Below are 22,736 nucleotides of genomic sequence, written 5' to 3'. Positions count from 1 at the left end.
ACTGACCCGGCGCCGCCGCCCGGTCAGGCATCGAGGCAGGCCGGCCCGAGCAGGACCTTGAGGTCGCCGAACAGCGAGGGGTTCGGATTGACCCGCAGGTCCACCCCGAGCTTCATAACCTCGACCTTGCGCGAGCCGTTCAGCCGCACCTGCACCTCGGTGGTGCCCGGGTGGGTGCGCAGCACGTCGCCCAGCGCGGTGACCACCGACTCGGTGGCCTTGAAGCTGGCCATCGAGATCACGACGGGCCCGGAGTGCCCGTCGCTCAGGTCCGGAACGGTGAGTTCCTGGGCATTCAGGGTGACGGCACCGTCGTCGCGGCGCTGCAGCCGGCCGCGGACCACCACGATCAGGTCTTCCGCGAGCACGGTGGCGATCGGCGCGTAGGCCTGCCCGAAGAACATCACTTCCATGGAACCGCCCAGGTCCTCGACCTCGGCACGGGCGTAGGCGTTGCCGCTGTTCTTGGCGATCCGGCGCTGCAGCGACGTGATCATGCCCGCGATGGTGATGATCTGCCCGTCCGGCGGGCCGTCCTCGCCGATCACGGACGTGATGGACAGGTCCGCGTGCTGGCTCAGGATCCCGTCCAGCCCCTGCAGCGGGTGGTCCGAGACATACAGGCCGAGCATGTCCCGCTCGAACGCGAGCTTGTCCTTCTTGTCCCACTCGGGCAGGTCCGGCACGTCGACCGACAGACCCCCGGCGGTTTCGCCGCCGTCGTCGAACGCGCTGAAGAGGTCGAACTGGTTGGCCGCCTCGTTGCGCTTGAGCACGATGACCGAGTCCACCGCTTCTTCGTGGATCATGGCGAGGGCGCGGCGCGGATGGCCCAGCGAGTCGAACGCGCCGGCCTTGACCAGCGACTCGATGGTGCGCTTGTTGCACACCACGGCCGGGACCTTCTGCAGGAAGTCGCTGAAGCTGGCGAAGTTGCCCTTCTCGTCGCGTGCGGCCACCATGGCGTGCACCACGTTGGCGCCGACGTTGCGGATGGCGCCCATGCCGAAACGGATGTCCGTGCCGACCGGGGTGAAGTTCAGCGCCGACTCGTTCACATCCGGCGGCAGCACGGTGATGCCCATGTGCCGGCATTCGTTCAGGTACAGCGCCAGCTTGTCCTTGTCGTCGCCCACCGAGGTGAGCAGGGCGGCCATGTATTCGGCCGGATAGTGCGCCTTCAGGTAGGCCGTCCAGTAGGACACCAGGCCGTAGGCCGCCGAGTGCGCCTTGTTGAACGCGTAGTCGGAGAAGGGCAGCAGGATGTCCCACAGCGCCTTGACCGCCGCCTCGGAGTAGCCGCGGTCCACCATGCCCTGGTGGAAGCCCGCATACTGCTTGTCCAGTTCGGACTTCTTCTTCTTGCCCATGGCGCGGCGCAGGATGTCCGCCTGGCCCAGCGAGAAGCCGGCCACCTTCTGCGCGATCGCCATCACCTGCTCCTGGTACACGATCAGACCGTAGGTGGTATCCAGGATTTCCCGCAGCGGCTCTTCCAGCTCCGGATGGATCGGGGTGATCTCCTGGACGCCGGTCTTGCGCAGGGCGTAGTTGGTGTGGGAGTTCGCGCCCATCGGGCCCGGCCGGTACAAGGCGATGACGGCGGAGATGTCTTCGAAGTTGTCCGGGCGCATCATCTTCAGCAGGGACCGCATGGGGCCGCCGTCGAGTTGGAACACGCCGAGGGTATCGCCGCGGGCGAGCAGTTCGTAGGACGGCCGGTCGTCCAGGTCGAGCGTTTCAAGGTCCAGGTCGATGTCCTGGTTCATCTTGATGTTCTCGATGGCGTCCGTGATGATCGTCAGGTTGCGCAGGCCGAGGAAGTCCATCTTGATCAGGCCGAGGCCTTCGCAGGTGGGGTAGTCGAACTGCGTAATGACCTGGCCGTCCTGCTCCCGGCGCATGATCGGGATGATGTCGATCAGCGGTTCCGAGGACATGATCACCCCGGCCGCGTGCACGCCCCATTGGCGCTTCAGCCCCTCCAGGCCCAGCGCGGTTTCGAAGACCTTCGCGGACTCCTGGTCGGACTTGAGCAGCTCACGCATCTCCTCGGCCTCGCCGTAGCGCTTGGCGTTGGGATCGTGGACTTCCTTCAGCGTCAGGCCCTTGCCCATGACGTCCGGCGGCATCGCCTTGGACAGCCGCTCGCCGGTGGAGAACGGGTAGCCCATGACGCGGGAGGAGTCCTTCAGCGCCTGCTTGGCCTTGATGGTGCCGTAGGTGACGATCATGGCGACGCGGTCGTCGCCGTACTTCTCTGTGACGTACTTGATCACCTCGGGGCGGCGGCGGTCGTCGAAGTCGACGTCGAAGTCGGGCATCGAGACGCGGTCCGGGTTCAGGAAGCGCTCGAAGATCAGCCCGTGCTTTAGCGGGTTCAGGTCGGTGATGCGCATCGCGTACGCGACCATGGAGCCGGCGCCGGAACCACGGCCGGGTCCCACGCGGATGCCGTGGTCCTTCGACCAGTTGATGAAGTCGGCGACCACCAGGAAGTAGCCGGGGAAGCCCATCTGGAGGATGATGCCGATCTCATATTCGGCCTGCTTCCGCACGTCGTCGGGAATGCCGTGGGGGAACCGGTAGTGCAGGCCCTTCTCGACTTCCTTGACGAACCAGGACTCCTCGTTTTCCCCCTCCGGCACCGGGAAGCGCGGCATGTAGGAAGCCTTGGTATTGAACTCCACGTTGCAGCGCTCGGCGATCAGGAGCGTGTTGTCGCAGGCCTCCGGGACGTCGCGGAAGATGGCGCGCATTTCCGCCGGCGACTTCAGGTAGAACTCGTCCGCATCGAACTTGAAGCGCTTCGGGTCGGCCAGCGTCGATCCGGACTGTACGCACAGCAGCGCCGCGTGCGACTTGGCGTCTTCGGCATGGGTGTAGTGGAGGTCGTTGGTGGCGACGAACGGCAGCCCGAGTTCGCGGGCCAGTTTCCGCAGGTCGGCCTGGACGTTGCGTTCGATGTCCAGGCCGTGGTCCATCAACTCGCAGTAGAAGTTCTCTTTGCCGAAGATGTCCCGGAAATCTGAGGCGGCCTGCTTGGCCTCGTCGTAGAGTCCGAGCCGCAGCTTGGTCTGGACCTCGCCGGACGGGCAGCCGGTGGTGGCGATCAGCCCCTTGCCGTAGGTCTGCAGCAGGTCGCGGTCCATCCGGGGCTTGTAGAGGTAGCCTTCCAGGGAGGCCAGCGACGAGGCGCGGAACAGGTTGTGCATGCCTTCGGTGGTCTCGGCCCACATGGTCATGTGGGTGTAGGCGCCGGCGCCGGAGACGTCGTTGCGTCCGCCGTCGCCCCACCGCACGCGTGTCTTGTCCGCCCGGGCGGTGCCCGGGGTCAGATACGCCTCCACCCCGACGATCGGCTTGATGCCGGCGTTGCGGGCCTTGTTCCAGAAATCGAAGGCGCCGAAAACGAACCCGTGGTCGGTCGTCGCCACCGCGTTCATGCCCAGTTCATCGGCGTGGCTGAACAAGTCGGTCAGCCGCGCGGCACCGTCGAGCATCGAGTACTCGGTGTGGTTGTGAAGGTGGACGAAGGAATCGTTGCCGATCTTGGATGAAGTCACTGCTGCCACCGTTTCATTCTAGGTGCCGGAGTCGGCCGGTACCGGCTTACACGCGGTGTTCGGCCAGCGCCTGCAGCGCGTAGGCCAGGTCCCGCGGGTACTCGCTCTCGTATTCGACCCACTCCCCGCTGCCGGGGTGGTGGAAACCAAGTTTCTTGGCGTGCAGCCACTGCCTGGTCAGTCCCAGTGCGGCGGCGAGTTTGGGGTCCGCGCCATATGTCAGGTCGCCGGCACACGGATGCCGCAGCGCGGAAAAGTGCACGCGGATCTGGTGCGTGCGGCCGGTCTCCAAGTGCACCTCGACCAGCGAAGCCCTGCCGAAGGCCTCGAGTACCTCGTAGTGGGTGATCGAGTTGCGGCCGTCTTCGACCACGGCGAACCGCCAGTCGTAGCCGGGATGCCGGCCGATCGGCGCATCGATGGTGCCCTCCAGCGGGTCCGGCAGTCCCTGGACCAGCGCGTGGTAGACCTTGTCCACCGTGCGTTCCTTGAACGCGCGCTTCAGCAGGGTGTAGCCGTGTTCGGTCTTGGCGACCACCATGACGCCGGAGGTTCCCACGTCGAGGCGGTGGACGATGCCGGCCCGCTCGGCGGCGCCTGACGTCGAAATCCGGTAGCCCCGGGCGGCCAGGGCGCCGACGACGGTCGGGCCGACCCAGCCCGGCGACGGGTGGGCGGCAACGCCCACCGGCTTGTCGATGACGACGAAATCGTCCTCGTCTCCGAGAATCTTCAAATCCTCTACCTCTTCCACCACGACGGCGAGCGGATCCCGCTGTTCGGGTACGGCAATGCGCAGGCTTCCCTGCTGCGGGAGCTTCTCCGACTTGGCGATAACCCGGCCGTCCAATTCCACGCGTCCGTCGCCGAGGAGTGCTGCGGCCGCCGAGCGGGATACTCCCAGCAGCGCGGCCACCGCGGTATCGGCCCGCGCGCCGGCTGTCCGGGCGTCCAGCTCCACGACCCTGACGTCGTCAGTCACCGCTCTCCCCCGCCGCCTTGCCGTCGCCGGCCGGCTTGTCCGCGGCCTTGGGGGCCTCCCGGGTACCGTCCATTCCGATGCCCATGAAGGTCAACACGCACCACAGGATGACCGCTCCCACCACGGCGGAGTCGGCAATGTTGAAGATGGCGAAGTTGGGGAAGGCGATGAAGTCCACCACGTGGCCCACCCCGAAGCCGGGTTCGCGGAACAGTCGGTCGGTCAGGTTGCCCAGCGCGCCGCCGAGCAGGAAGCCGAGCGCCACGGACCACCACAGGGACCGGACCTTGCGCGCGTAGACCACGATCGCCGCGGAAACGGCCGTCATGACGATGGTGAACACCCACGTGTAGTCCTCGCCGATCGAGAACGCGGCCCCGGAATTGCGGATGAAGTGCCAGTGCAGCAGCGGCGGCAGCACCGGGGTGATCTGGCCCTCGGTCATGGTGGACACCACCCACCACTTGGTCAGCTGGTCGAAGGCATAGGCGAACGCCGCGCAGCCGGCCAGCAGCAGGATGAACCGGCCGGCGCCCTTCCGCTGTTCCGGTGCGGCCGCCGCCCCATCGTCGGGTCGATCGGCTGCCGGTGAAGTTTCTGACATGTCTCTCTCGTCTTCAGTGCCGGTCGGGCGCCGGGGCGGGGCGCCCAAAGCCAATGGCCGGCGGCAGGGTAATCCCGGCGCCGGCCATTGGGAGCCCCGTGGCACGGGGCTGGCGGTTATCTTCCGCGCTTACGCGTCCGCGCTGTCCTTGACCTCGGGGGCAGCGAAGGATCCGCGGGCTTCCAAATCCCGCAGCTGGCCTTCGATGTACGCCTTCAGGCGGGCCCGGTAGTCGCGTTCGAATCCACGCAGCTGCTCCAGTTTGCGCTCCAGCACGGCCTTCTGCTGCTCGAGGTTGCCCAGGGTCTTGCGGCTCTTCTCTTCGGCGTCGTTGACCAGGCTGCTGGCTTCCAGCTGTGCCTCGGCAATGATCTTGTCCCGCTGCTCCACACCGGCGGTGACGTACTCGTCGTGGAGCTTCTGGGCCATGGCCAGCACGCCTGCGGCGGACTCGGCGGCCGCGGTGTGCCCGGTCCCGGATGCCGGAACGGCCGCGGGGGCCGGCTTCGGCTCTTCCTTCGGCTTGGGCTCTTCCTTGGGCTCTTCCTTGACCGGTTCCCGGACCTGCTCGGTCTTCGGGGCGGCGGAGACCGGAGCCGGCACGGAGGCCTCCGGACCCTGGTTCGACGTGGCTTCGGCCAGCTTCTTGCGAAGTTCGTCGTTCTCCTGGTTCAGCCGGCGGAGTTCGACGACGATCTCATCTAGGAAATCGTCGACCTCGTCCTGGTCATAGCCTTCGCGAAACTTGGTCGGCTGGAACCGCTTGTTGACAACGTCTTCTGGCGTCAAAGCCATCTGGTCACCTCATACTGGTTCGTGGGTCATGAATGCTACGTGCTGGATTCATAACAACGGTAGCGAATATCCGCCGTGCAACGGGCATCCGCCAGCTATATCTGAATCAGAATATATCGTTTCGGAGACGAACACTAACGCGCCTCGGGTCAGGCCAGACCGGCCACGATCGCCATGGCGATCGTGACGGCAAGGAACAGGACCAGGAACGCAAGATCGAGCGCGAATCCTCCGATTCGCAGCGGCGGAATGAGCCGCCGGAGGGCCTTCATGGGAGGGTCGGTCACGGAGTAGACCGCCGACGCCGCGACGAGCGCGATGCCGCGCGGCCGCCAGCGCCGGGCGAAGGCCTGCACGATTTCAAAGACGATCCGCACGATCAGGGACAGCTGGAACAGCATCAAGATCAGGTAGAGCAGGACGAAAATGAGGGACACGCCGGTTCCACGATTCCTAGCGCTAGAAGGAGTAAGGCTGGCGGCACGCCTGCCGGACGTAGCTGCGGGCTAGCTCTGGTTAAAGAAGCTGGCCTGCTGGTCGCTGGACTTCCGGTCCTCGCCCAGCACTTCAACGCTCGACGGCGAGAGCAGGAAGACCTTGTTCGTGACCCGCTCGATGCTGCCGTGCAGTCCGAAGACCAAGCCGGCGGAAAAGTCGACCAAACGCTTGGCTTCCGCTTCGCCCATGTCCGTGACGTTCATGATCACCGGAATGCCGTCGCGGAAACTTTCGCCAATGATCTTGGCATCATTGTACGACCGCGGATGCACGGTGGTGATCTGGTGCAGCACGGTAGCGTCCTCGCGGGCCGACGGAGCGCGCTTGATCGGCGTCACCGGCGCCCGGTATTCCTCGGCAACCTGCTTCACCGGCGGGGCGGGCTCGGGGCGGCGCTCCTGACGGGGCTGGTCCACAGGCTGCTCCTCATCTCGAGCGGGCGTGTCTGCCTGCTCGGCTTCGTAGTGCTCGTCACCATCGGCGAGCCCAAGATAAATCATTGTCTTGCGCAGTGTGCCTGCCATGGTCGCTCCCATCCTGTCTTCAGCGCTGCTGTCGCGCCTTGCCAGGTCCCGGATCGGCCGGCCCGGCAAGGAGTCCTAGCCAAAACGCTACCCCACGGCTGGTCGCGGGCCGAGGACATCGGAACCGACGCGGAGGTGTGTCGCGCCCGCGGCGACCGCCGCTTCGAGGTCCTGGCTCATGCCCGCCGACACCAGGCCGGCGCCGGGATGCTGTTCCCGAAGCCGCTGCGACAGTTCGACCAGCCGGCCGAATGCGCGGGCAGGGTCTGCGCCCAGCGGTGCGACGGCCATCAGCCCGGCGGGGTTCAGTCCCTCGGTGTCGCCGAGGGCATCGGCCAGCGCCGGGATGTCCTCGGGCCGGGCACCGCCGCGGGCCGCCGTGCCCGCGGCCTGCCCGGCGCCGCTCTCGTCAAGGTTCACCTGGATCAGGCAGTCCAGGTGCGCCCGTGGTCCGAGCCCGGCCGCCTCCCGCCGTTCCTGCTCGGCCACCACGGCCTTGCCGAGGGCGGTGACGAGTTGCCGCCGGTCCACCGAATGGACCACATCCGCGTACCGCACCACGGACTTTGCCTTGTTCGTCTGCAGTTGCCCGATGAAGTGCCAGCGGAGCCCGGCACCGGCAAGCTCGGCGGCCTTCGCGGCCGCTTCCTGGTCCCGGTTTTCGCCGACGTCGGTGACGCCCAGGTCATGCAGCAGCGCGACGTCGGAGGCCGGGAAGAACTTCGTCACGACGATCAGTTCCGGCTCCGTGGATCGCCCCGCGGCGGCCCGGGCAATCCGTGCCCGGACACGTTCCAGGTTCGCTGCGAGTTCGGACTTGCGGGCGTCGGTACTCATGCGTCCTTCCAGACAAGGCCGGCGAACCGGCCGGTTTGTTGATCGCGCCGGTAGGAGTAGAGCCTCTCGTCCTCCCGGGTGCAGCCGGCCACCTGATGCACGTCCACACCGAGCCCGGCCAGCTCTGCCCTGGCTCCGGCGGCAAGGTCCAAAGCCGGCGTCCCCCAGGCTGTCCTCGCCGCCAGTTGGGGAATCCGGGCAACCGCCTCGGCCTGCATCTGCTCGGGAACCTCATAGCAGGCCCCGCAGATTGAGGGACCGATCCAGGCCCGCAGTTCGCCCGAACCGGCCTCGCGGAGCCGGGCGACGGTGTTGGCCAGCACCCCGTCGAGCAGTCCGCGGCGGCCGGCATGGGCCACGGCGGTGGCGGGCCCGCCGTCGGCCCGTGTTCCCACCAGCACGACCGGCAGGCAGTCCGCGACCATCACCGCCAGCGGCGCCGCGCCGTCGGCACTGACCAGCGCGTCGGCCGGCGCGGCTCTTTCAGTGGCGTCGGCCTCCACGCAGCCGGCGGGGATGACCGCGGCGACGGCCGAATGCACCTGGTTCATGAACCGCAGCGAACCGGCCGGTACGGCCATGGCGTCTTCCAGCGCCGCGCGCCGCCGGAGCACCGTGTCGGGGTCGTCCCCGACATGCAGGCCAAGGTTCCCGGCCGAGCGGTCGGTAAAAGCGGCCCACACGCCGGTGTGGACCCGCTGCTTCCACCAAAACACTGCCGGACCTGCCTGAGGGTTTACTTCAGGAAGTCCGGAACGTCCAGGTCGTCAACGCGGCCTGCGCTCAGGTCCGGCTCGACGATCGCCGGCAGGTCCATGTCGAAGCCCGCGTCGGCGGGAACATGGTGCTGCGGCATGGCACCGCTGAAGCTGTGCTCCATGGGCTCCGAGACCGGCACGGACGGCTGGGCGGCCGGAACGGCGGGCGTACCGGCGGGGGCGGCGGCCGGCTTCTGGGTCGGAGCGGAGGTGACGTCCACCTGGTCAAAGCCGGCGGCGATGACGGTCACCCGGGCTTCGTCGCCGAGTGCATCGTCGATGACGGCGCCGAAGATGATGTTTGCCTCGGGGTGTGCGACTTCCTGCACCAGCCGGGCGGCCTCGTTGATCTCGAACAGGCCCAGGTCCGATCCGCCCTGGATCGACAGCAGCACGCCGTGCGCACCGTCGATCGACGCTTCCAGCAACGGAGACGCGATGGCCAGCTCGGCGGCCTTGACGGCCCGGTCCTCGCCGCGGGCGGAGCCGATGCCCATCAGCGCCGAGCCGGCCCCCTGCATGACGGACTTCACGTCGGCGAAGTCAAGGTTGATCAGGCCCGGGGTGGTGATCAGGTCGGTGATGCCCTGCACGCCGGAGAGCAGCACCTGGTCGGCGGACCGGAAGGCATCGAGCATGGAGACGTTGCGGTCGCTGATGGACAGCAGGCGGTCGTTGGGGATCACGATGAGGGTGTCGACTTCGTCGCGCAGCGTCTCGATGCCGCTTTCGGCCTGGTTCGACCGGCGGCGGCCCTCGAACGTGAACGGGCGGGTGACAACGCCGATGGTCAGGGCGCCGAGCGAGCGCGCGATCCGGGCCACCACGGGTGCGCCGCCGGTGCCGGTGCCGCCGCCTTCGCCGGCGGTCACGAAGACCATGTCCGCCCCGCGCAGCACTTCCTCGATCTCTTCGGCATGGTCCTCGGCGGCCTTCCGGCCCACCTCCGGGTCGGCGCCGGCGCCAAGGCCCCGGGTGAGTTCGCGCCCGACGTCGAGCTTGACGTCGGCGTCACTCATCAGCAGTGCCTGAGCGTCGGTGTTGATGGCGATGAACTCCACGCCACGGAGTCCCACCTCGATCATCCGGTTGACGGCATTCACGCCACCGCCGCCGATGCCGACGACCTTGATGACGGCCAAGTAATTCTGCGGTGCTGCCACGTCCTGTGTCCCTTGCTCGAGTCTGTGCACTGATCAGTTCTGCCGGAGCGGGCGGGTACCCTGTCCGGTAGTTTCACCTAACCTTAACCTTCAGCTTGAAGGTTAGAGTTATGTCAAGTAGTTTCTATTCGAGACGCTAGACGCAAGCCCCGGCCCACACAACGACCTTGCTCCGCGTGTCGCGCGTTCCCCGGATGTTGCGCATTTCCCGTCTCCTGCTCAACGGGTCACCGGGCGTGTGGGCGTGCTCACATCGATGACGCTCGCCTTGTCTTTCACGTCTTTTGCCCGCAGCATCGCCTGCAGGACGGTGGCCTTGAGTTCCTGCTCCTGCGCGTTGCCCCACAGCACTTTTTGGCCGCCGGCCAACTGGAGTTCCACCGAGTCCACCGACTGCGCTGAGGCGTGCTTGAGCTGCCTCAGGACGTCCGGCGGCAGCGCGGCGAGCACCCCGGTGATGGACGCGAAGACATCCGGGTTTTCGGCGGCCTTCGCTCCGTCGATCAAGGGCAGTTTTGCCTCGCTGCGCTTGGCGACCGACGCAAGCTCCGTCCCCGACTCGTCGATCAGCACGAATTTCTTGCCGTCCTTCAGCACAGCCACGGGCGTGTGCTCGATGATCCGAACGTGCAGTTCCGACGGCGGCCTGGCGATCACTTCCACCGACTCCACCGCCGGCAGGTGGTCCACCCGGGCATGGACGTCGCGTTCTCCGATGCGGGCCAGCGGTGTTCCCATGAGCGGTCGCAGCGCCTCGGTGAGCGTTGCTTTTTCGGTGAGTTCGTCGCCCTCGACGGTGATTGTCTTCACGGCCAGCGCCGGCGACAGGAAGATGACCGACATCAAGACGGCGAAGAGCACGGCCACAATGCCGGAAGCAATCAACAGCCGGCGCCGCGTCTTGCGCGCCGCCGGTTCGGGGAAACTGACAACGGTGGATTCGGAGGTGTCCGCCCCGTCCGCGCGGTCCGGTCCCTTGTGGGCCCGCCACCGCGACAACAGCGCTGCCGCCCCGGCCCGCTTGGCGCCGGACGCGCGCGCGGCCTTGCCTGCCGCCTTGCCGGGCGCGCCGGATGCTGCCGGGACGGACGGGGTGCCGGCGCCGGGCCTGGGCGCACGCGTGGGCCGTGCCGCTCCCCCGGCTTTGGGGGTGCGGGAGGGCGCGGCCGTCCCGGCCGTCCTCCCGGCGGGGGCACCGCCCCGACCGGAAGGCTTGCCCGATCCGCGCTTAGGGGCGCGCGGGGCGGGCCTGGCAGCGGGGGCGGGCCGGGCAGCGGGGGCGGGCCGGGCAGCGGCGGCGGGCCCTTCTGCCGCGGCGGGCCCGGCAGCCGCGGTGGACTCCGCGGCGGGCATGGCCGACACCCTGCCGGTGTTGATCCGCACGCCGGTGTCCCGGGGCGCCTCCGTCGCGGCTCCGGGGTTTGGCTGCTGCCCGGCGGCTTCCGGCGGCGGGGCGTCTGGCTGCCGGGCGGCGGCGGGACGCGCGGCGGGAGTGCGGGGCTTGCGCGGACTCATCGCGCCGCCGCTGCGGCCTGCCCCAGGGCCTCGACCAGCACCGGCCCGTATTGGGTCACGTCACCGGCGCCGACGGTCAGCACGATGTCCCCGGGCCGGGAGCGGGCAACAATGTCCCTCACCGCCCGCCCCGGATCCGGTGCATAGCTGCCGGGCGCGAGCCGGCTGGTGATCAGTTCGCTGGTGACGCCCGGGATCGGATCTTCACGGGAGGCGTAGATGTCGAGAACGGCCGCCGAATCGGCCAGTTGCAGGGCCCGGGCGAACTCGGCGGCGAATTCCCGGGTGCGGGAAAACAGGTGCGGCTGGAACAGGACATGCACCGCATGCCCGCCGGCCACCTCGCGGGCGGCCGTGAGTGCCGCGTGGACCTCGGTGGGGTGGTGTGCGTAGTCGTCGAACACCCGTACCCCTGCCGCCGTGCCCTTGGCCTCGAACCGTCTGGCTGCTCCGGTGAACCCGGCCAGTCCCTCGGCCGCGGTGGCCGGATCGATGCCCTGGGTGATGGCCACGGCGAGGGCGGCGGCGGCGTTGCGGATGTTGTGCTCGCCCGGCACCTGCAGCCGCAGCGTGCAGCTGCCGCCGGGGTATTCGATCCTGCTGGTGCTCCCCGAGCCGGCGAAGACGGTGTCTTCGACACGCACCTGGGCGTCGGCCGCGTAGCCGTAGCCCAGCACGCGGCCTGCGGTGCTGGACGCCGCCGTGCGCTCCGCCAAGGCGCGGGCGCCGTCGTCGTCGAGGCAGGCCACCAGGGTGCCGTCGGCCGGAAGCAGTGCCGTGAACCGGTCGAAGGAGGCGTACACGGCCTCGGCCGACCCGTAGTGGTCCAGGTGGTCGGCCTCCACGTTGGTCACCACGATGACCTGCGGACGGTAGTTGAGGAACGATCCGTCGGATTCGTCGGCTTCGGCGACGAACAGTTCGCCCTGGCCGTGGGCGGCGTTGACGCCGAGCGCCGCCACGTCGCCGCCTATGGCGAACGAGGGTTCGCAGCCGGCCGCCTGCAGCATCACGGTCGCCATGGCCGTGGTGGTCGTCTTGCCGTGGGTGCCGCCGACGGCGATCAGCCGCTTCCCCTCCATCGCGGCGGCAAGCGCCACCGAGCGGTGCACGATGTTCAGGCCGGCGGCGGCAGCGGCCTGCAGTTCGGGGTTCTCCGGCCGGATGGCGGTGGAGACAACCACCGTGTCCGCGCCGGCGACATGGCCGGCCTCGTGGCCCACGAAGACGGTCGCACCGAGGGCCTCCAGCTGGCGCAGGACCGCCGAGTCGCGCGCGTCCGAACCGGAGACCGGCACGCCGCGGGCCAGCAGGATCCGGGCGATGGCGGACATTCCGGCGCCGCCCAATCCGATGAAGTGCACGGCGCCGAGGTCGCCGAACGGCAGCCGGGCGGTGGTGTGGAAATCAACGGCTTTCATCTGTGTTCCTCCCTGCTGCCTCGAGCACCAATTCTGCCATTCGGGTGTCTGCGTCGCGGATTCCCAGGGTGTGTGCCGCGGCGGACATCTGCTGCAGCCGCTCCGCGTTTCGCAGCAACGGGATTAGTTCGTCCGTGACCCAGCGGGGTGTGAACCCGCCGTCGCGGACCAGCACGGCCCCGCCGGCGGCCACGAGGGAGGCCGCGTTCAGGGCCTGTTCGCCGTTGCCGTGCGGCAGCGGCACCAGCACGGACGGCAGGCCCACGGCGGCTATCTCGCACACCGTGGCCGCGCCGGCGCGGGCCAGCAGCAGGTCGGCCGCCGCGTAGACATCCTGCATGCCGTCCACAAATTCCACCTGGTGGTAGCCGGGAGCGGCGAGCAGTTGCCCGTCGGCGTCCCGCAGCGCCTTGTTCCGCCCGGTGATGTGCAGCACCTGGATGCCTGCCGCGGCGAGCTCCTGCAGGGAAGCGCCGATGGTGCGGTTGATGCTCAGCGCGCCCGAGGAGCCGCCGGTGACGATGAGGGTCGGCCGGTCCGCCGCCAGTCCCAGCCGCCGGCGCGCGGCCTCGCGGGAGGCTTCCCGGTCCAGGGTGGCGATTTCGGGCCGCATCGGCATGCCGACCCAGCGGGCGCCGGGCAGTTTCGTGTCTTTGAACGCGACCGCGACCCGGCTGGTCAGCCGTGCCCCGACCCGGTTCGCCAGCCCCGGCCGGGCGTTGGCCTCATGGATCACGATCGGGACCCGGCGCAGCCTGGCTGCGATGTAGACCGGGGTGCACACGTACCCGCCGACGCCCACCACGACGTCGGCCTTCGCGCCGTCGATGATGCCCGCGGCCTGGCGCACGGCCGCGGCGAACTTGAACGGCAGCTTCAGCAGGTCGAGGGAGGGGCGGCGCGGCAGCGGAACCCGCCCGATCGTGGCGAGCCGGTGGCCCGCCGCGGGGACCAGCCGGGTCTCCATGCCGACGGCGGTGCCGACGGCGAGGATGCGGGCCGCGGGGGCGGCCCGGAGGACGGCGCCGGCGATGGCCAGCAGCGGGCTGACATGCCCCGCCGTGCCGCCGCCGGCCAGGACCACAGAGGGATCGGAAGTGTTCATGGTGTTGCGGAAGTACCTTCTGCTCGGCTGCTGGTGGTCTGGGTTGGGGTCAGCGGTTCCCGGCCGGCGCTTGCTGCCGCCACCGGCTCAGGAGTCCCCCGGACTTCTTCCGGCCGGGCACATCGGTCCGGGCAAAGGACAAGAGTACACCGACGGCGGCCAGGGTGACCGTCAGCGCGGAGCCGCCGTAGGAGATGAACGGCAGGGGCACTCCGATCACCGGAAGCAGGCCGGTGACCACCGCGATGTTCACGAACGCCTGGCCGATGATCCACACCATGATGGAACCGGCGAGGATGCGCACGAAGAGGGAATCCTGGCGCATCACGGTGCGCACCAGGGCAATGGCCAGGACGCCGAACAGCGCCAGGATGACGGTGGTGCCGAGCAGGCCCAGCTCTTCGCCGATGATGGCGAAAATGTAGTCGTTGTGGGCTTCCGGAATCCAGTTGTATTTTTGCCGGCTCTGTCCCAGTCCCACGCCCCACCAGCCGCCGGAGGCGAGTGCGAAGAGCCCGTTGCATGACTGCATGTTCAGCCCGGTCGTCGCTTCACAGCTCTGGTCCGTCCACATGAGGATGCGGCCCATGCGGTTGGGGCTGACCACCACGAGCAGCAGCACCAGCGCGCCGGCCCCCAGTCCGGCCACGCCGAACAGCTTCAGCGGTGCGCCGGCGAAAAACAGTCCGCCGGCGATGATGAGCATCAGGATCATCGCGGTGCCCAGGTCGTTGCCGAGCAGCACCGGGCCGACCACGAGGAGGGCACCGGGCACGACCACCGGGATCAGCAGGTGCTTCCATTGGCCCAGCAGCCGCTCCTTGGCCGCCAGCACCGTTGCCATCCACAGGGACATGCCCAGCTTGGCCACTTCCGACGGCTGCAGGGAAACGTTGCCGGGGAAATGGATCCAGTTGCGGTTGCCGCCGACGGATTCGCCCAGCGGGGTAAACACCAGCAGCAGCAGGAGCACCGACACCGCGAGGCCGGGCCAGGCGAGCTTCCGGTAGGTGGAGACCTTCCACCGCGAGAGGACCAGCATCGCGGTGACCCCCAGGCCGGCGAACACGGCCTGCCGGATGAACAGGCTGAACGGCGAGGTTTCATCGGCGATCGATTCCACCGCTGACGACGACAGCACCATCAGCAGGCCGATGGCCGTCAGGGCCAGCGCGGAGCCCAGGATCAGGTAGTAGCTGGCCCCGCTGGACCGCGTGCCGGTGCCCTGGATGCGGTCCAGCAGGTCGGTGCCTCGCTGCCGGAGCTCGCGCAACCGGCCTTCGGGGGCGGGCTTCGTGCCGGGAGCGGCGTGTCCGCGGGCAGCGGCGGGGGCCGGTGTCCGGCTTCCGCTGCGGGTGGTGGCCATTACTGCTCCTTAGTCGACGGTGCCTGTCCCTCTCCGTACCGGCGGACTGCTTCCATGTACGCATTGCCCCGGTGGGCGTAGGACGTGAACCGGTCCATCGAGGCGGCTGCCGGCGCCATCAGCACGGTGTCCCCGCCGGCGGCGATGCCCGCTGCCGCTTCCACGGCCGCCGCCATCACGGTTTCGCCGTCAGTGTCCTCCGCCTCCGGGGCGCTGTTTCCAGTGTCTCCCGGGTGCGCGTGGACGACCGGGACATCCGGTGCGTGTCGCTGCAGCGAGGCCAGGAGGGCGGTGTTGTCCCTGCCGATCAGCACCACCGCTTTCAGCCTGCGCGCGTGGTCGGCGATCAGCTCGTCGTAGCTGACGCCCTTGGACAGTCCCCCGGCGATCCACACGACCGAGGAGAACGACGCCAGCGACGCCGAAGCCGCGTGCGGGTTCGTCGCCTTGGAGTCATTGACCCAGAGCACGCCGGCGTGCTCCAGCACCTTTTGGATCCGGTGTGCCCCGGGATCGAACCGCCGCAGTCCTTCGCGGACCGCGGCCGGTTCCACGCCGTACGCCCGGACCAGTGCGGCGGCGGCCAGGGCGTTGGCCACCTGGTGCCGGGGCGCCGGGTCACCCAGGTCGCCGAGGCCGGCCAGTTCGGTTGCGGAGTCCCGGCGTTCTTCGATGTAGGCCCGGTCCACGAGCAGGTTCTCCACGACGCCGACCATGCTGACCGCCGGCATTCCGGTCGTGAAGCCGATTGCCCGGCAGCCCTCGACGACGTCGGCCTCCTCGACCATCTCCTCGGTCTCGCGCTGCTCGGCGTTGTAGACGCACGCGATCCTGGTCCGCTCGTAAATCCTGGCCTTGTCGGCCAGGTATGCCTCATAGGTCCCGTGCCAGTCCACGTGGTCTTCGGCCACGTTGAGCACCACGGAGGCCAGCGGGGACATGGTGTGGGTCCAGTGCAGCTGGAAGCTCGACAGCTCGACGGCGATGACGTCGTAGCCGATGGGATCACGCACCGCGTCCAGGATGGGCGTGCCGACGTTGCCGGCGGCGATGGCGCGCAGCCCGGCCGCCTGCAGCATGGATTCGGCCATCCCCACCGTCGTGGTCTTGCCGTTCGTACCGGTGATGGCCAGCCATTCGGCGGTGCGCCGGCCTGCGCGTTCGCGCACCCGCCACGCCAGTTCAACGTCGCCCCAGATGGGAATCCCCGCGTCCGCCGCGGCGGCCAGCAGCGGTGTCCGCGGCTGCCAGCCCGGCGAGGTGACCACCAGTTCGGCCGGCTCCCCGCCGACGTCGGGCAGTGCGCCGGTGTGCTCTTCACCCAGCAGGACCTGCCGGGCCCCGACGATCTTCAACGTATCGGCCTTGGCCCGGTTTTCCGCCGTGTCGCTGCCGTCCACGACGACGACGGCGGCGCCCAGTTCGATCAGCGTGTCGGCCGCGGAGAATCCCGACAGCCCGATCCCGGCGACCACCACGCGCAGCCCGGACCAATCCGCGTCCCAGGAGGTGAGTGCGTCCAGCCGGCTCATGAGCCCAGCACCCATTCGGCGTAGAAGATGCCCAGCGCGGCCGCCACGCACAGCCCGGCGATGATCCAGAAGCGCACGACGACGGTGACTTCGGCCCACCCCTTGAGCTCGAAGTGGTGCTGCAGCGGGGCCATCTTGAAGACGCGTTTGCCGCCGCTGAGCTTGAAGTAGACCACTTGGATGATCACGGACAGCGAGATGATCACGAACAGGCCCGCCATGACCACCAGCAGCAGCTGGCTGCGGGACAGGATGGCGAATCCGGCGATGGCGCCGCCGATCGCCAGCGATCCGGTATCGCCCATGAAGATCTTGGCGGGCGCGGTGTTCCACCACAGGAACCCGATCAGCGCGCCGGCCATGGTTCCTGCCAGCAGCGCCAGGTCCAGCGGGTCGCGTACCTCGTAGCAGACCTCCCCGGGGACCTTGACCGAGCCGCAGCTCTGGTTGAACTGCCAAATTCCCATCAGCATGTAGGCGCCGCAGACCATCACCGATGCGCCCGCCGCGAGCCCGTCCAGCCCGTCGGTCAGGTTCACGCCGTTGGTGGCTGCGGTGACAATGACGTTCGACCAGATGATGAACAGGATAGTGCCGAGTACGGTGCCGCCGAAGGCGAGGTCCAGCCACGGGATGTCACGGGCGAAGGAGATGTTCATCGACGCCGGGGTGCGGCCCATATTGTCCGGGAAGTTCAGGGCCAGGACGGCGAAGAGGATGCCGACGATGCCCTGCAGCACGATCTTGGCCCAGGCCCGCAGCCCGAGGCTGCGCTGCTTGGAGATCTTGATGAAGTCGTCCAGGAAACCGACCAGCCCCATGCCGGCCATCAGCAGCATGAGGACGCCGGCGGAGACGGTGGGCCCGGAATGCGCTTCCCCGTTCATCATCCACATCATCAGGTGCGTGGCAAAGTAGGAGAGCATCACCGCGGCCACGATGACCACGCCGCCCATGGTGGGCGTTCCGCGCTTGGTGTGGTGCGCCGTCGGGCCGTCGTCGCGGATGAACTGGCCGTAGCCTCTCCGCACCAAGAGCTTGATGAACAAGGGCGTGCCGAGCAGGGACAGGACCAGCGCCAGGGCAGAGCCGATCAGCAGGGCTATCACTGCGCCTGGCCTTCCTGTTGGGTTTCGGGTCTGCGCGCTGCAGCCGCCGCGGGGCCGTCCGTCGACGGATTTCCTAATGCTATCCGGTCGCCCAGGAACCGCAGCCCGGACGAGTTGGAGGACTTGAACAGCACCAGGTCGCCCGGTTCCAGTTTCTCCTCGAGCACCCGGCGGGCCTCCTCGGGCGTGGCGACCCAGAGCGATTCGTCGCCCCAGGAGCCTTCCAGCACGGCGGCGTTGTGCATGGCCTTGGCTCCCTCTCCCACGACGATCAGGTGGGAGATGTTCAGCCGGACCACAATCCGCCCGATCGCGTCGTGGGCCTGCACGGAGTCTTCGCCCAGTTCCAGCATTTCGCCCAGCACCGCCCAGGTGCGGCGGCCGCGGCCGAGTTCGGCCAGCGTGCGCAGCGCTGCCCGCATGGATTCGGGGTTGGCGTTGTAGGCGTCGTTGATCACCGTGACGCCGTCGGCGCGCTCGGTGCGTTCCATCCGCCAGCGGCTGGCGGGGCCGGCCCCGTTCAGGCCGGCGGCGATGGTTTCCGCCGGCACGCCCAGCGCCCAGGCGGCGCCGGCGGCGGCCAGCAGGTTGGTCACGTGGTGGATGCCGATCAGCCCGGAGGTTACCGGGTGCTCGGAGCCGTCCGGGAAGCGGAGCGTGAATTCGGGGTGCCCGTCGTCGTTGACGCGGGCGCCGCGGGCCCGCAGCAACGGCGCGGTACTCCCGTCGGGCAGGGTGAAGTCGTCGTCGGAGCTGAAGTACAGAATGCGGGCCCGGGTGCGCGCCGACATGGCCCGGACGCGGGGATCGTCGGCATTGAGCACGACGGTACCGCCGGCCGGCACGGCCTCGGCCAGCTCGCCCTTCGCGATCGCGATGTTGTCCACGCCGCCGAATTCCCCTGCGTGGGCGGTCCCGACTCCCAGCACCACGCCGACGCCGGGGTTGACCATGTCCGTCAGGTACCGGATGTGGCCAATGCCGGTGGCGCCCATTTCCACGACCAGATAGCGGGTGTCGAAGTCCGCGGCGAACACCGTCAGCGGGACGCCGACCTCGCCGTTGTAGGAGCCGATCGGGGCCACGGTGGGCGCGGTTCGGCGCAGGATCCCCGCGAGCAGGTCCTTGGTGGTGGTCTTGCCGGCGCTGCCGGTGATGCCCACGACCTCGAGTCCCGCGGCGGCGCGCAGCCGTGCCACGATGGCCGCGGCGACGGCGCCCATGGCCAGCACGGCGTCCGCCACCACGATCTGCGGCAGGAGGCGGCCGGCCGGGTCGGAGACCTCGCGTTCGGTCAGCGCCAGCACGGCACCGGCTTCGAAGGCCGCGGCGACGTAGAAATGCCCGTCTGCGGTCTCGCCCGGCTTGGCCACGAACAGGCCGCCGGGCTCAATTTCGCGGGAGTCTGTGGTGGCGGAACTCACGGTGATGCCGCCGGTGTCCCCCGTGGCACCGACGGGTTCCCCAACGATCCGTCCGCCGGTAATCGCCGCTATATCGGCTGCAGTTAGTTCAATCATGACGATCTAGGACTCTACCGCGTTCGGGGAGAGCACTTCGAATCCGTGCCGGTGCAGGGCCGCGCGCAGTTCCTCCCGGTCGTCGAGGGCCAGGTTCTGGCCGTTGACCTCCTGCCAGACCTCATGGCCGCGGCCGGCGACGAGGACCGTGTCACGGGGCGCCGCCAGGGCCACAGCCCGCTCGATGGCCTCCGCACGGGGAAAGACTTCGATAATGTCGGCCGGCAGTTGCTCCCGTTCGGCCGCGGCGCGTGCGCCGGACAGCACATCCGCGCGGATGCGGGCGGCGTCCTCGCCGTGCGGGTCGTCGTCGGTGACGATAACGACGTCGGCGAGCCGGGCGGCGATCGCCCCCATCAGCGGGCGCTTGGTTTGATCGCGTTCCCCGGTGGCTCCGAACACCACGATCACGCGTGCCCCGGGTTCGGGGCGGCGCACCGAGGCCAGGGTCCGCTCGAGCGCGTCGGGATTGTGAGCGAAGTCAACGATCGCTGCCGGGTTGCCGCTGAGCACCTGCATCCGGCCGGGAACCTCCACGGTCAGCGGATCCGCCGTGTCGAGCGCCTGCTGGAGCCGCACCGGAGGGGTGCCGGAGGCCGCCACCATCACCACGGCCAGCGCGGCGTTGGAGATGTTGAACGAGCCGGGCAACCCGGTGTGCAACCGCAGCACCACGCCGTCGGGCCCGTGCAGTTCAAACCGGTGCCCCAGGCCCTCCCGAACCGGGTTGCGGACGGACCAGTCGGCGCTGCCGCCCTGGGTGGCCAGGGTGGCCACCGGGACTCCGGCGGCCCGGGCCTGGCCGGCGAGCCGGCGGCCCCAGTCGTCGTCGACGCAGACGACCGCGTGGCCGGACCGCTCCGGGCTGAACAGGCGGGCCTTGGTCTCGAAGTACTCGTCCATGCTCCCGTGCAGGTCCAGGTGATCCTGGGTGAGATTGGTGAAGCCGGCCACGTCGAACCGGACGGCATCGACCCGCCGGAAGGAAATGGCATGCGAGGAGACCTCCATGGCCGCCGCGTCCAGCCCGCGTTCGCGCATCAGGGCCAGCAGCCCGTGCACCTCGGGCGATTCCGGCGTGGTCAGGGCGCTGGGAATCGGTTCGGAACCGGCCGTGATCTCGATGGTTCCGATCAGTCCGGTGCTGAGGCCCAGCGCCTCCAGCAGGAACTTGATGAAGTAGGTGGTGGTGGTCTTGCCGTTGGTTCCGGTGACGCCAAACAGCGCCGGCGCCTGTCCGCCCGCCGGCTGGCTGCGGTAGACGGCGGCCGCCAGCGGCCCCACGAGTGCGCGCAGGTCCCGCGACCGCAGCACGGGCAGGCCCGGAGCCAGGCCGGCTGCCCGCCGGGCGCCGTCGTCGTCGGTCAGGATGGCCGCCGCTCCGGCCGCTTCGGCCTGGGCGGCGAAGTCGGCGCCGTGCCGGCGGGCTCCGGGCAGGCCGACATACAGGTCCCCCGGCTCGACGGAACGCGAATCTATGGTGACGCCGGTAAAGGTCAGGTCCTCCGACCCCGGGCCGCCCTCGGGTACGGGAAGCCCGCGGTGCTGCAGCATGCTGCTCAGCGCCGCCAGCCGGACCGGCCTGACCGTTTGGGGCCGCAAGGGCGAGGCGGACCGGTGGGGCTGCTCGGCAGTGGAACTCACATATTCTCCAGGTTTGCTCATTCCAGCGGCAGGTCGACCCGTTTGCTGGTGGACGGCGGCACGTCGTAGGCGTTGAGGACCTGCGTCATGACCTTCTTGAACGTCGGTCCGGCCGACAGCGTCAGCACCCCGCCCTGCGGCCGCTGGATGGTCGCCACGACGACGAACTGCGGATCCTCCATCGGGGCGATGCCGGCCATCGAAATGGTGTAGCCGCTGAATCCCCCGTTGGCGGCCGGTGCTTCGGCTGTACCGGTCTTGACCCCGATCCGATACTCCTTAATGTTACCGGGCTTGCCGCTGTGGTACTTCGAGTTGGTTTCCAGCATGTCCTGCACCAGGTTGGCGGTCTTCTTGGAAACCGCCCGGCTGCCCTTCTCGACCGGCACCTCGTGCTCGGTGCCGTTCGGATCGATATAGGCGTCGATCAGCCGCGGCTGCATCAGCACGCCGTTGTTGGCGATGGTCCCAAAGGCCACGGCGGTGTGGAGGGCCGTCTGAGCGAGGCCCTGGCCGAAGAGGACGGTGAACTCCTGCCGCCCGTCCCACGTTTCCGGCTCGGCCAGCAGGCCGGCGGTGGCGCCGTTGATGCCGATGTCGAAGCGCTGGCCGATGCCGAACTTCCGCAAGTAGTCGTAGCGCTGCTGCCGCGTCAACTGCTGGCCGATCATGGTGGTGCCGGTATTGAGCGACTGCGCGAAGATGCCGGCCGTGGTGCGCGTCAGGGTGCCGTGCGGTGTCGCGTCCTGAAAGGTCTGGCCGTTGACCGTGTACTTGGGCGGGATGGTGTATCGCGATGCCGGGGTCGTGATGCCCTCTTCGATCGCGGCCGCCATGGTGATCATCTTGGTAGTGGACCCCGGCTCGAAGGCGCGTGTCACAGCCATCGACTGCCGTTCGCTGTCCGGAGTGGCGCCCGGGTCATTGGGGTCCACCGTCGTGGAGTCCGCCAGTGCGATCAGGTCGCCGGTCTTGGCATTGAGGACGACGACGGTACCGTATTCGGCGCCGTAATCCCGCACGGTCTCGGCGATGACTTCCTGGGCGTACCACTGTATGTCGGTATTGAGGGTCAGTCGCACGCTTTGGCCATCCACGGCCGGGACTTCTTCGTAGGTGCCGACCGGTATGCGGATGCCGTCGGCGCCGATTTCGTAGGTCTTCGTGCCCGGCGTCCCGGAGAGGACGTCGTTCTGCGAGGCCTCGATGCCTTCGAGCGGCACGCCGTCCGACCGCATGAATCCGACCACCGAGCCGGCCACCGCCCCTGCCGGGTAGTTGCGGATGGTGGTCGCGCGGGCGGAGAGCCCGGGAAAGGCCAGCTCCTCGATCTTCTGCTGGACTTCCGGGGTGACCGACTTGGCCACGTAATTAAAGGGCTTGTCGCCGGTGACCGCTTTGGTGACGGTCTCCACGTCCTGGCCCAGGATGCCGGCCAGCTCGGCGATGGCGTCGGCGATCTTGACGTCCTCGGATTTTTGGCTGATCGGATCGAACCGGGTGTAGTCCTGGACCAGCCGCTGGTCCACCACCACGTCGAACCGCTGCACGCTGCGGGCGAGCACGTTGTTGTTGGCGTCCAGGATCTCGCCGCGGAGCGCGGGCAGGTCGACGGTGCGCAGGCGCTTGTCCACCGCCGCCTGGGCCATGCCGGCGGTGTCCAGCCCCTGCAGCTGGAACAGACGGGCCCCGAGAATGACCAGCAGGATCAGCACCATCGCCAGCCCGGCCCGGAGCCTCCTGGTAGCCCTCGCCGTGCGGTTGGGGTGCTGCCGGTCGGCTGTTGGTGCTGCCACA

At 68.7% G+C, this 22,736-nt stretch carries 18 protein-coding genes; all 18 read right to left on the bottom strand.

Translation table 11 applies throughout. From position 1 onward, the window contains the following. Positions 1–23: 23 nt before the first annotated feature. The 18 genes from dnaE to AC5RW2_RS24015 all read right to left on the bottom strand — a co-directional run bounded on the left by dnaE (position 24) and on the right by AC5RW2_RS24015 (position 22,735). Positions 24–3,566, bottom strand: a complete 3,543-nt coding sequence (dnaE, locus tag AC5RW2_RS24100) for a DNA polymerase III subunit alpha (protein WP_494014120.1) — start codon at positions 3,564–3,566, stop codon at positions 24–26. Between the two features lie 46 nt (positions 3,567–3,612). Continuing rightward, on the bottom strand, positions 3,613–4,548 hold the full coding sequence (locus AC5RW2_RS24095) for an RluA family pseudouridine synthase (protein ID WP_493999477.1): 936 nt from the start codon (positions 4,546–4,548) through the stop codon (positions 3,613–3,615). Then, positions 4,541–5,152 (bottom strand): signal peptidase II, encoded by a 612-nt coding sequence (lspA, locus tag AC5RW2_RS24090; RefSeq protein WP_494013812.1) that lies wholly within the window; start codon positions 5,150–5,152, stop codon positions 4,541–4,543. Before lspA ends, AC5RW2_RS24095 begins: the two co-directional genes overlap by 8 nt. Positions 5,153–5,281: 129 nt before the next feature. Continuing rightward, entirely contained in the window at positions 5,282–5,947 is a 666-nt protein-coding gene (locus tag AC5RW2_RS24085) for a DivIVA domain-containing protein (protein ID WP_493999475.1), read from the bottom strand. Between the two features lie 149 nt (positions 5,948–6,096). After that, the gene (locus AC5RW2_RS24080; protein ID WP_493999474.1) at positions 6,097–6,384 is read right to left on the bottom strand and encodes a YggT family protein; all 288 of its coding nucleotides are present in this window, start codon (positions 6,382–6,384) and stop codon (positions 6,097–6,099) included. Between the two features lie 69 nt (positions 6,385–6,453). Beyond that, entirely contained in the window at positions 6,454–6,969 is a 516-nt protein-coding gene (locus tag AC5RW2_RS24075; protein ID WP_493999473.1) for a cell division protein SepF, read from the bottom strand. An 87-nt stretch (positions 6,970–7,056) separates the two neighbouring features. Further along, positions 7,057–7,806: a YggS family pyridoxal phosphate-dependent enzyme gene (locus tag AC5RW2_RS24070; protein ID WP_494023238.1), complete on the bottom strand. Its 750-nt coding sequence runs from the start codon at positions 7,804–7,806 to the stop codon at positions 7,057–7,059. Beyond that, positions 7,803–8,522 carry a purine nucleoside phosphorylase YfiH/LACC1 family protein gene (locus AC5RW2_RS24065; protein WP_494074711.1) on the bottom strand — a complete coding sequence of 240 codons (720 nt, stop codon included), beginning with the start codon at positions 8,520–8,522 and terminating at the stop codon, positions 7,803–7,805. Before AC5RW2_RS24065 ends, AC5RW2_RS24070 begins: the two co-directional genes overlap by 4 nt. 20 nt (positions 8,523–8,542) lie before the next feature. Continuing rightward, positions 8,543–9,727 carry a cell division protein FtsZ gene (ftsZ, locus tag AC5RW2_RS24060; RefSeq protein ID WP_493999470.1) on the bottom strand — a complete coding sequence of 395 codons (1,185 nt, stop codon included), beginning with the start codon at positions 9,725–9,727 and terminating at the stop codon, positions 8,543–8,545. A 219-nt stretch (positions 9,728–9,946) separates the two neighbouring features. Beyond that, a complete protein-coding gene (locus AC5RW2_RS24055) occupies positions 9,947–11,242 on the bottom strand; it encodes a cell division protein FtsQ/DivIB (RefSeq protein WP_494074710.1) in 1,296 nt (431 codons plus the stop codon). Further along, positions 11,239–12,663: a UDP-N-acetylmuramate--L-alanine ligase gene (murC, locus tag AC5RW2_RS24050; protein ID WP_494074709.1), complete on the bottom strand. Its 1,425-nt coding sequence runs from the start codon at positions 12,661–12,663 to the stop codon at positions 11,239–11,241. Before murC ends, AC5RW2_RS24055 begins: the two co-directional genes overlap by 4 nt. After that, positions 12,650–13,768, bottom strand: coding sequence for an undecaprenyldiphospho-muramoylpentapeptide beta-N-acetylglucosaminyltransferase (murG, locus tag AC5RW2_RS24045; RefSeq protein WP_494074708.1), 1,119 nt, complete (start codon positions 13,766–13,768; stop codon positions 12,650–12,652). The genes murC and murG overlap by 14 nt, the downstream gene beginning before the upstream one ends. A gap of 49 nt (positions 13,769–13,817) precedes the next feature. After that, positions 13,818–15,134 (bottom strand): putative lipid II flippase FtsW, encoded by a 1,317-nt coding sequence (gene ftsW, locus AC5RW2_RS24040; RefSeq protein WP_494074707.1) that lies wholly within the window; start codon positions 15,132–15,134, stop codon positions 13,818–13,820. Continuing rightward, a complete protein-coding gene (gene murD, locus AC5RW2_RS24035) occupies positions 15,134–16,681 on the bottom strand; it encodes a UDP-N-acetylmuramoyl-L-alanine--D-glutamate ligase (RefSeq protein ID WP_493999465.1) in 1,548 nt (515 codons plus the stop codon). Before murD ends, ftsW begins: the two co-directional genes overlap by 1 nt. Next, positions 16,663–17,775 carry a phospho-N-acetylmuramoyl-pentapeptide-transferase gene (gene mraY, locus AC5RW2_RS24030; protein WP_494023244.1) on the bottom strand — a complete coding sequence of 371 codons (1,113 nt, stop codon included), beginning with the start codon at positions 17,773–17,775 and terminating at the stop codon, positions 16,663–16,665. The genes murD and mraY overlap by 19 nt, the downstream gene beginning before the upstream one ends. After that, the gene (locus AC5RW2_RS24025) at positions 17,772–19,295 is read right to left on the bottom strand and encodes a UDP-N-acetylmuramoyl-tripeptide--D-alanyl-D-alanine ligase (RefSeq protein ID WP_494074706.1); all 1,524 of its coding nucleotides are present in this window, start codon (positions 19,293–19,295) and stop codon (positions 17,772–17,774) included. The genes mraY and AC5RW2_RS24025 overlap by 4 nt, the downstream gene beginning before the upstream one ends. A gap of 6 nt (positions 19,296–19,301) precedes the next feature. Next, positions 19,302–20,960 (bottom strand): UDP-N-acetylmuramoyl-L-alanyl-D-glutamate--2,6-diaminopimelate ligase, encoded by a 1,659-nt coding sequence (locus tag AC5RW2_RS24020; protein ID WP_494074705.1) that lies wholly within the window; start codon positions 20,958–20,960, stop codon positions 19,302–19,304. Continuing rightward, positions 20,957–22,735 carry a peptidoglycan D,D-transpeptidase FtsI family protein gene (locus tag AC5RW2_RS24015; protein ID WP_494074704.1) on the bottom strand — a complete coding sequence of 593 codons (1,779 nt, stop codon included), beginning with the start codon at positions 22,733–22,735 and terminating at the stop codon, positions 20,957–20,959. The genes AC5RW2_RS24020 and AC5RW2_RS24015 overlap by 4 nt, the downstream gene beginning before the upstream one ends. Between the last annotated feature and the right edge of the window lies 1 nt (position 22,736).

Source organism: Arthrobacter sp. B0316-1-20, from assembly GCF_059091865.1.
Note: the sequence above shows the minus strand (reverse complement) of the source record. Positions and strands in the feature narration are given on the sequence as shown.

Coding starts and splice junctions, on each gene's coding strand:
- lspA (WP_494013812.1), bottom strand. CDS start 5,152: ATGTCAGAAACTTCACCGGCAGCCGATCGACCCGACGATGGGGCGGCG.
- AC5RW2_RS24085 (WP_493999475.1), bottom strand. CDS start 5,947: ATGGCTTTGACGCCAGAAGACGTTGTCAACAAGCGGTTCCAGCCGACC.
- AC5RW2_RS24075 (WP_493999473.1), bottom strand. CDS start 6,969: ATGGCAGGCACACTGCGCAAGACAATGATTTATCTTGGGCTCGCCGAT.
- AC5RW2_RS24070 (WP_494023238.1), bottom strand. CDS start 7,806: ATGAGTACCGACGCCCGCAAGTCCGAACTCGCAGCGAACCTGGAACGT.
- AC5RW2_RS24055 (WP_494074710.1), bottom strand. CDS start 11,242: ATGAGTCCGCGCAAGCCCCGCACTCCCGCCGCGCGTCCCGCCGCCGCC.
- murC (WP_494074709.1), bottom strand. CDS start 12,663: ATGAAAGCCGTTGATTTCCACACCACCGCCCGGCTGCCGTTCGGCGAC.
- murG (WP_494074708.1), bottom strand. CDS start 13,768: ATGAACACTTCCGATCCCTCTGTGGTCCTGGCCGGCGGCGGCACGGCG.
- ftsW (WP_494074707.1), bottom strand. CDS start 15,134: ATGGCCACCACCCGCAGCGGAAGCCGGACACCGGCCCCCGCCGCTGCC.
- murD (WP_493999465.1), bottom strand. CDS start 16,681: ATGGGTGCTGGGCTCATGAGCCGGCTGGACGCACTCACCTCCTGGGAC.
- AC5RW2_RS24025 (WP_494074706.1), bottom strand. CDS start 19,295: ATGATTGAACTAACTGCAGCCGATATAGCGGCGATTACCGGCGGACGG.
- AC5RW2_RS24020 (WP_494074705.1), bottom strand. CDS start 20,960: ATGAGCAAACCTGGAGAATATGTGAGTTCCACTGCCGAGCAGCCCCAC.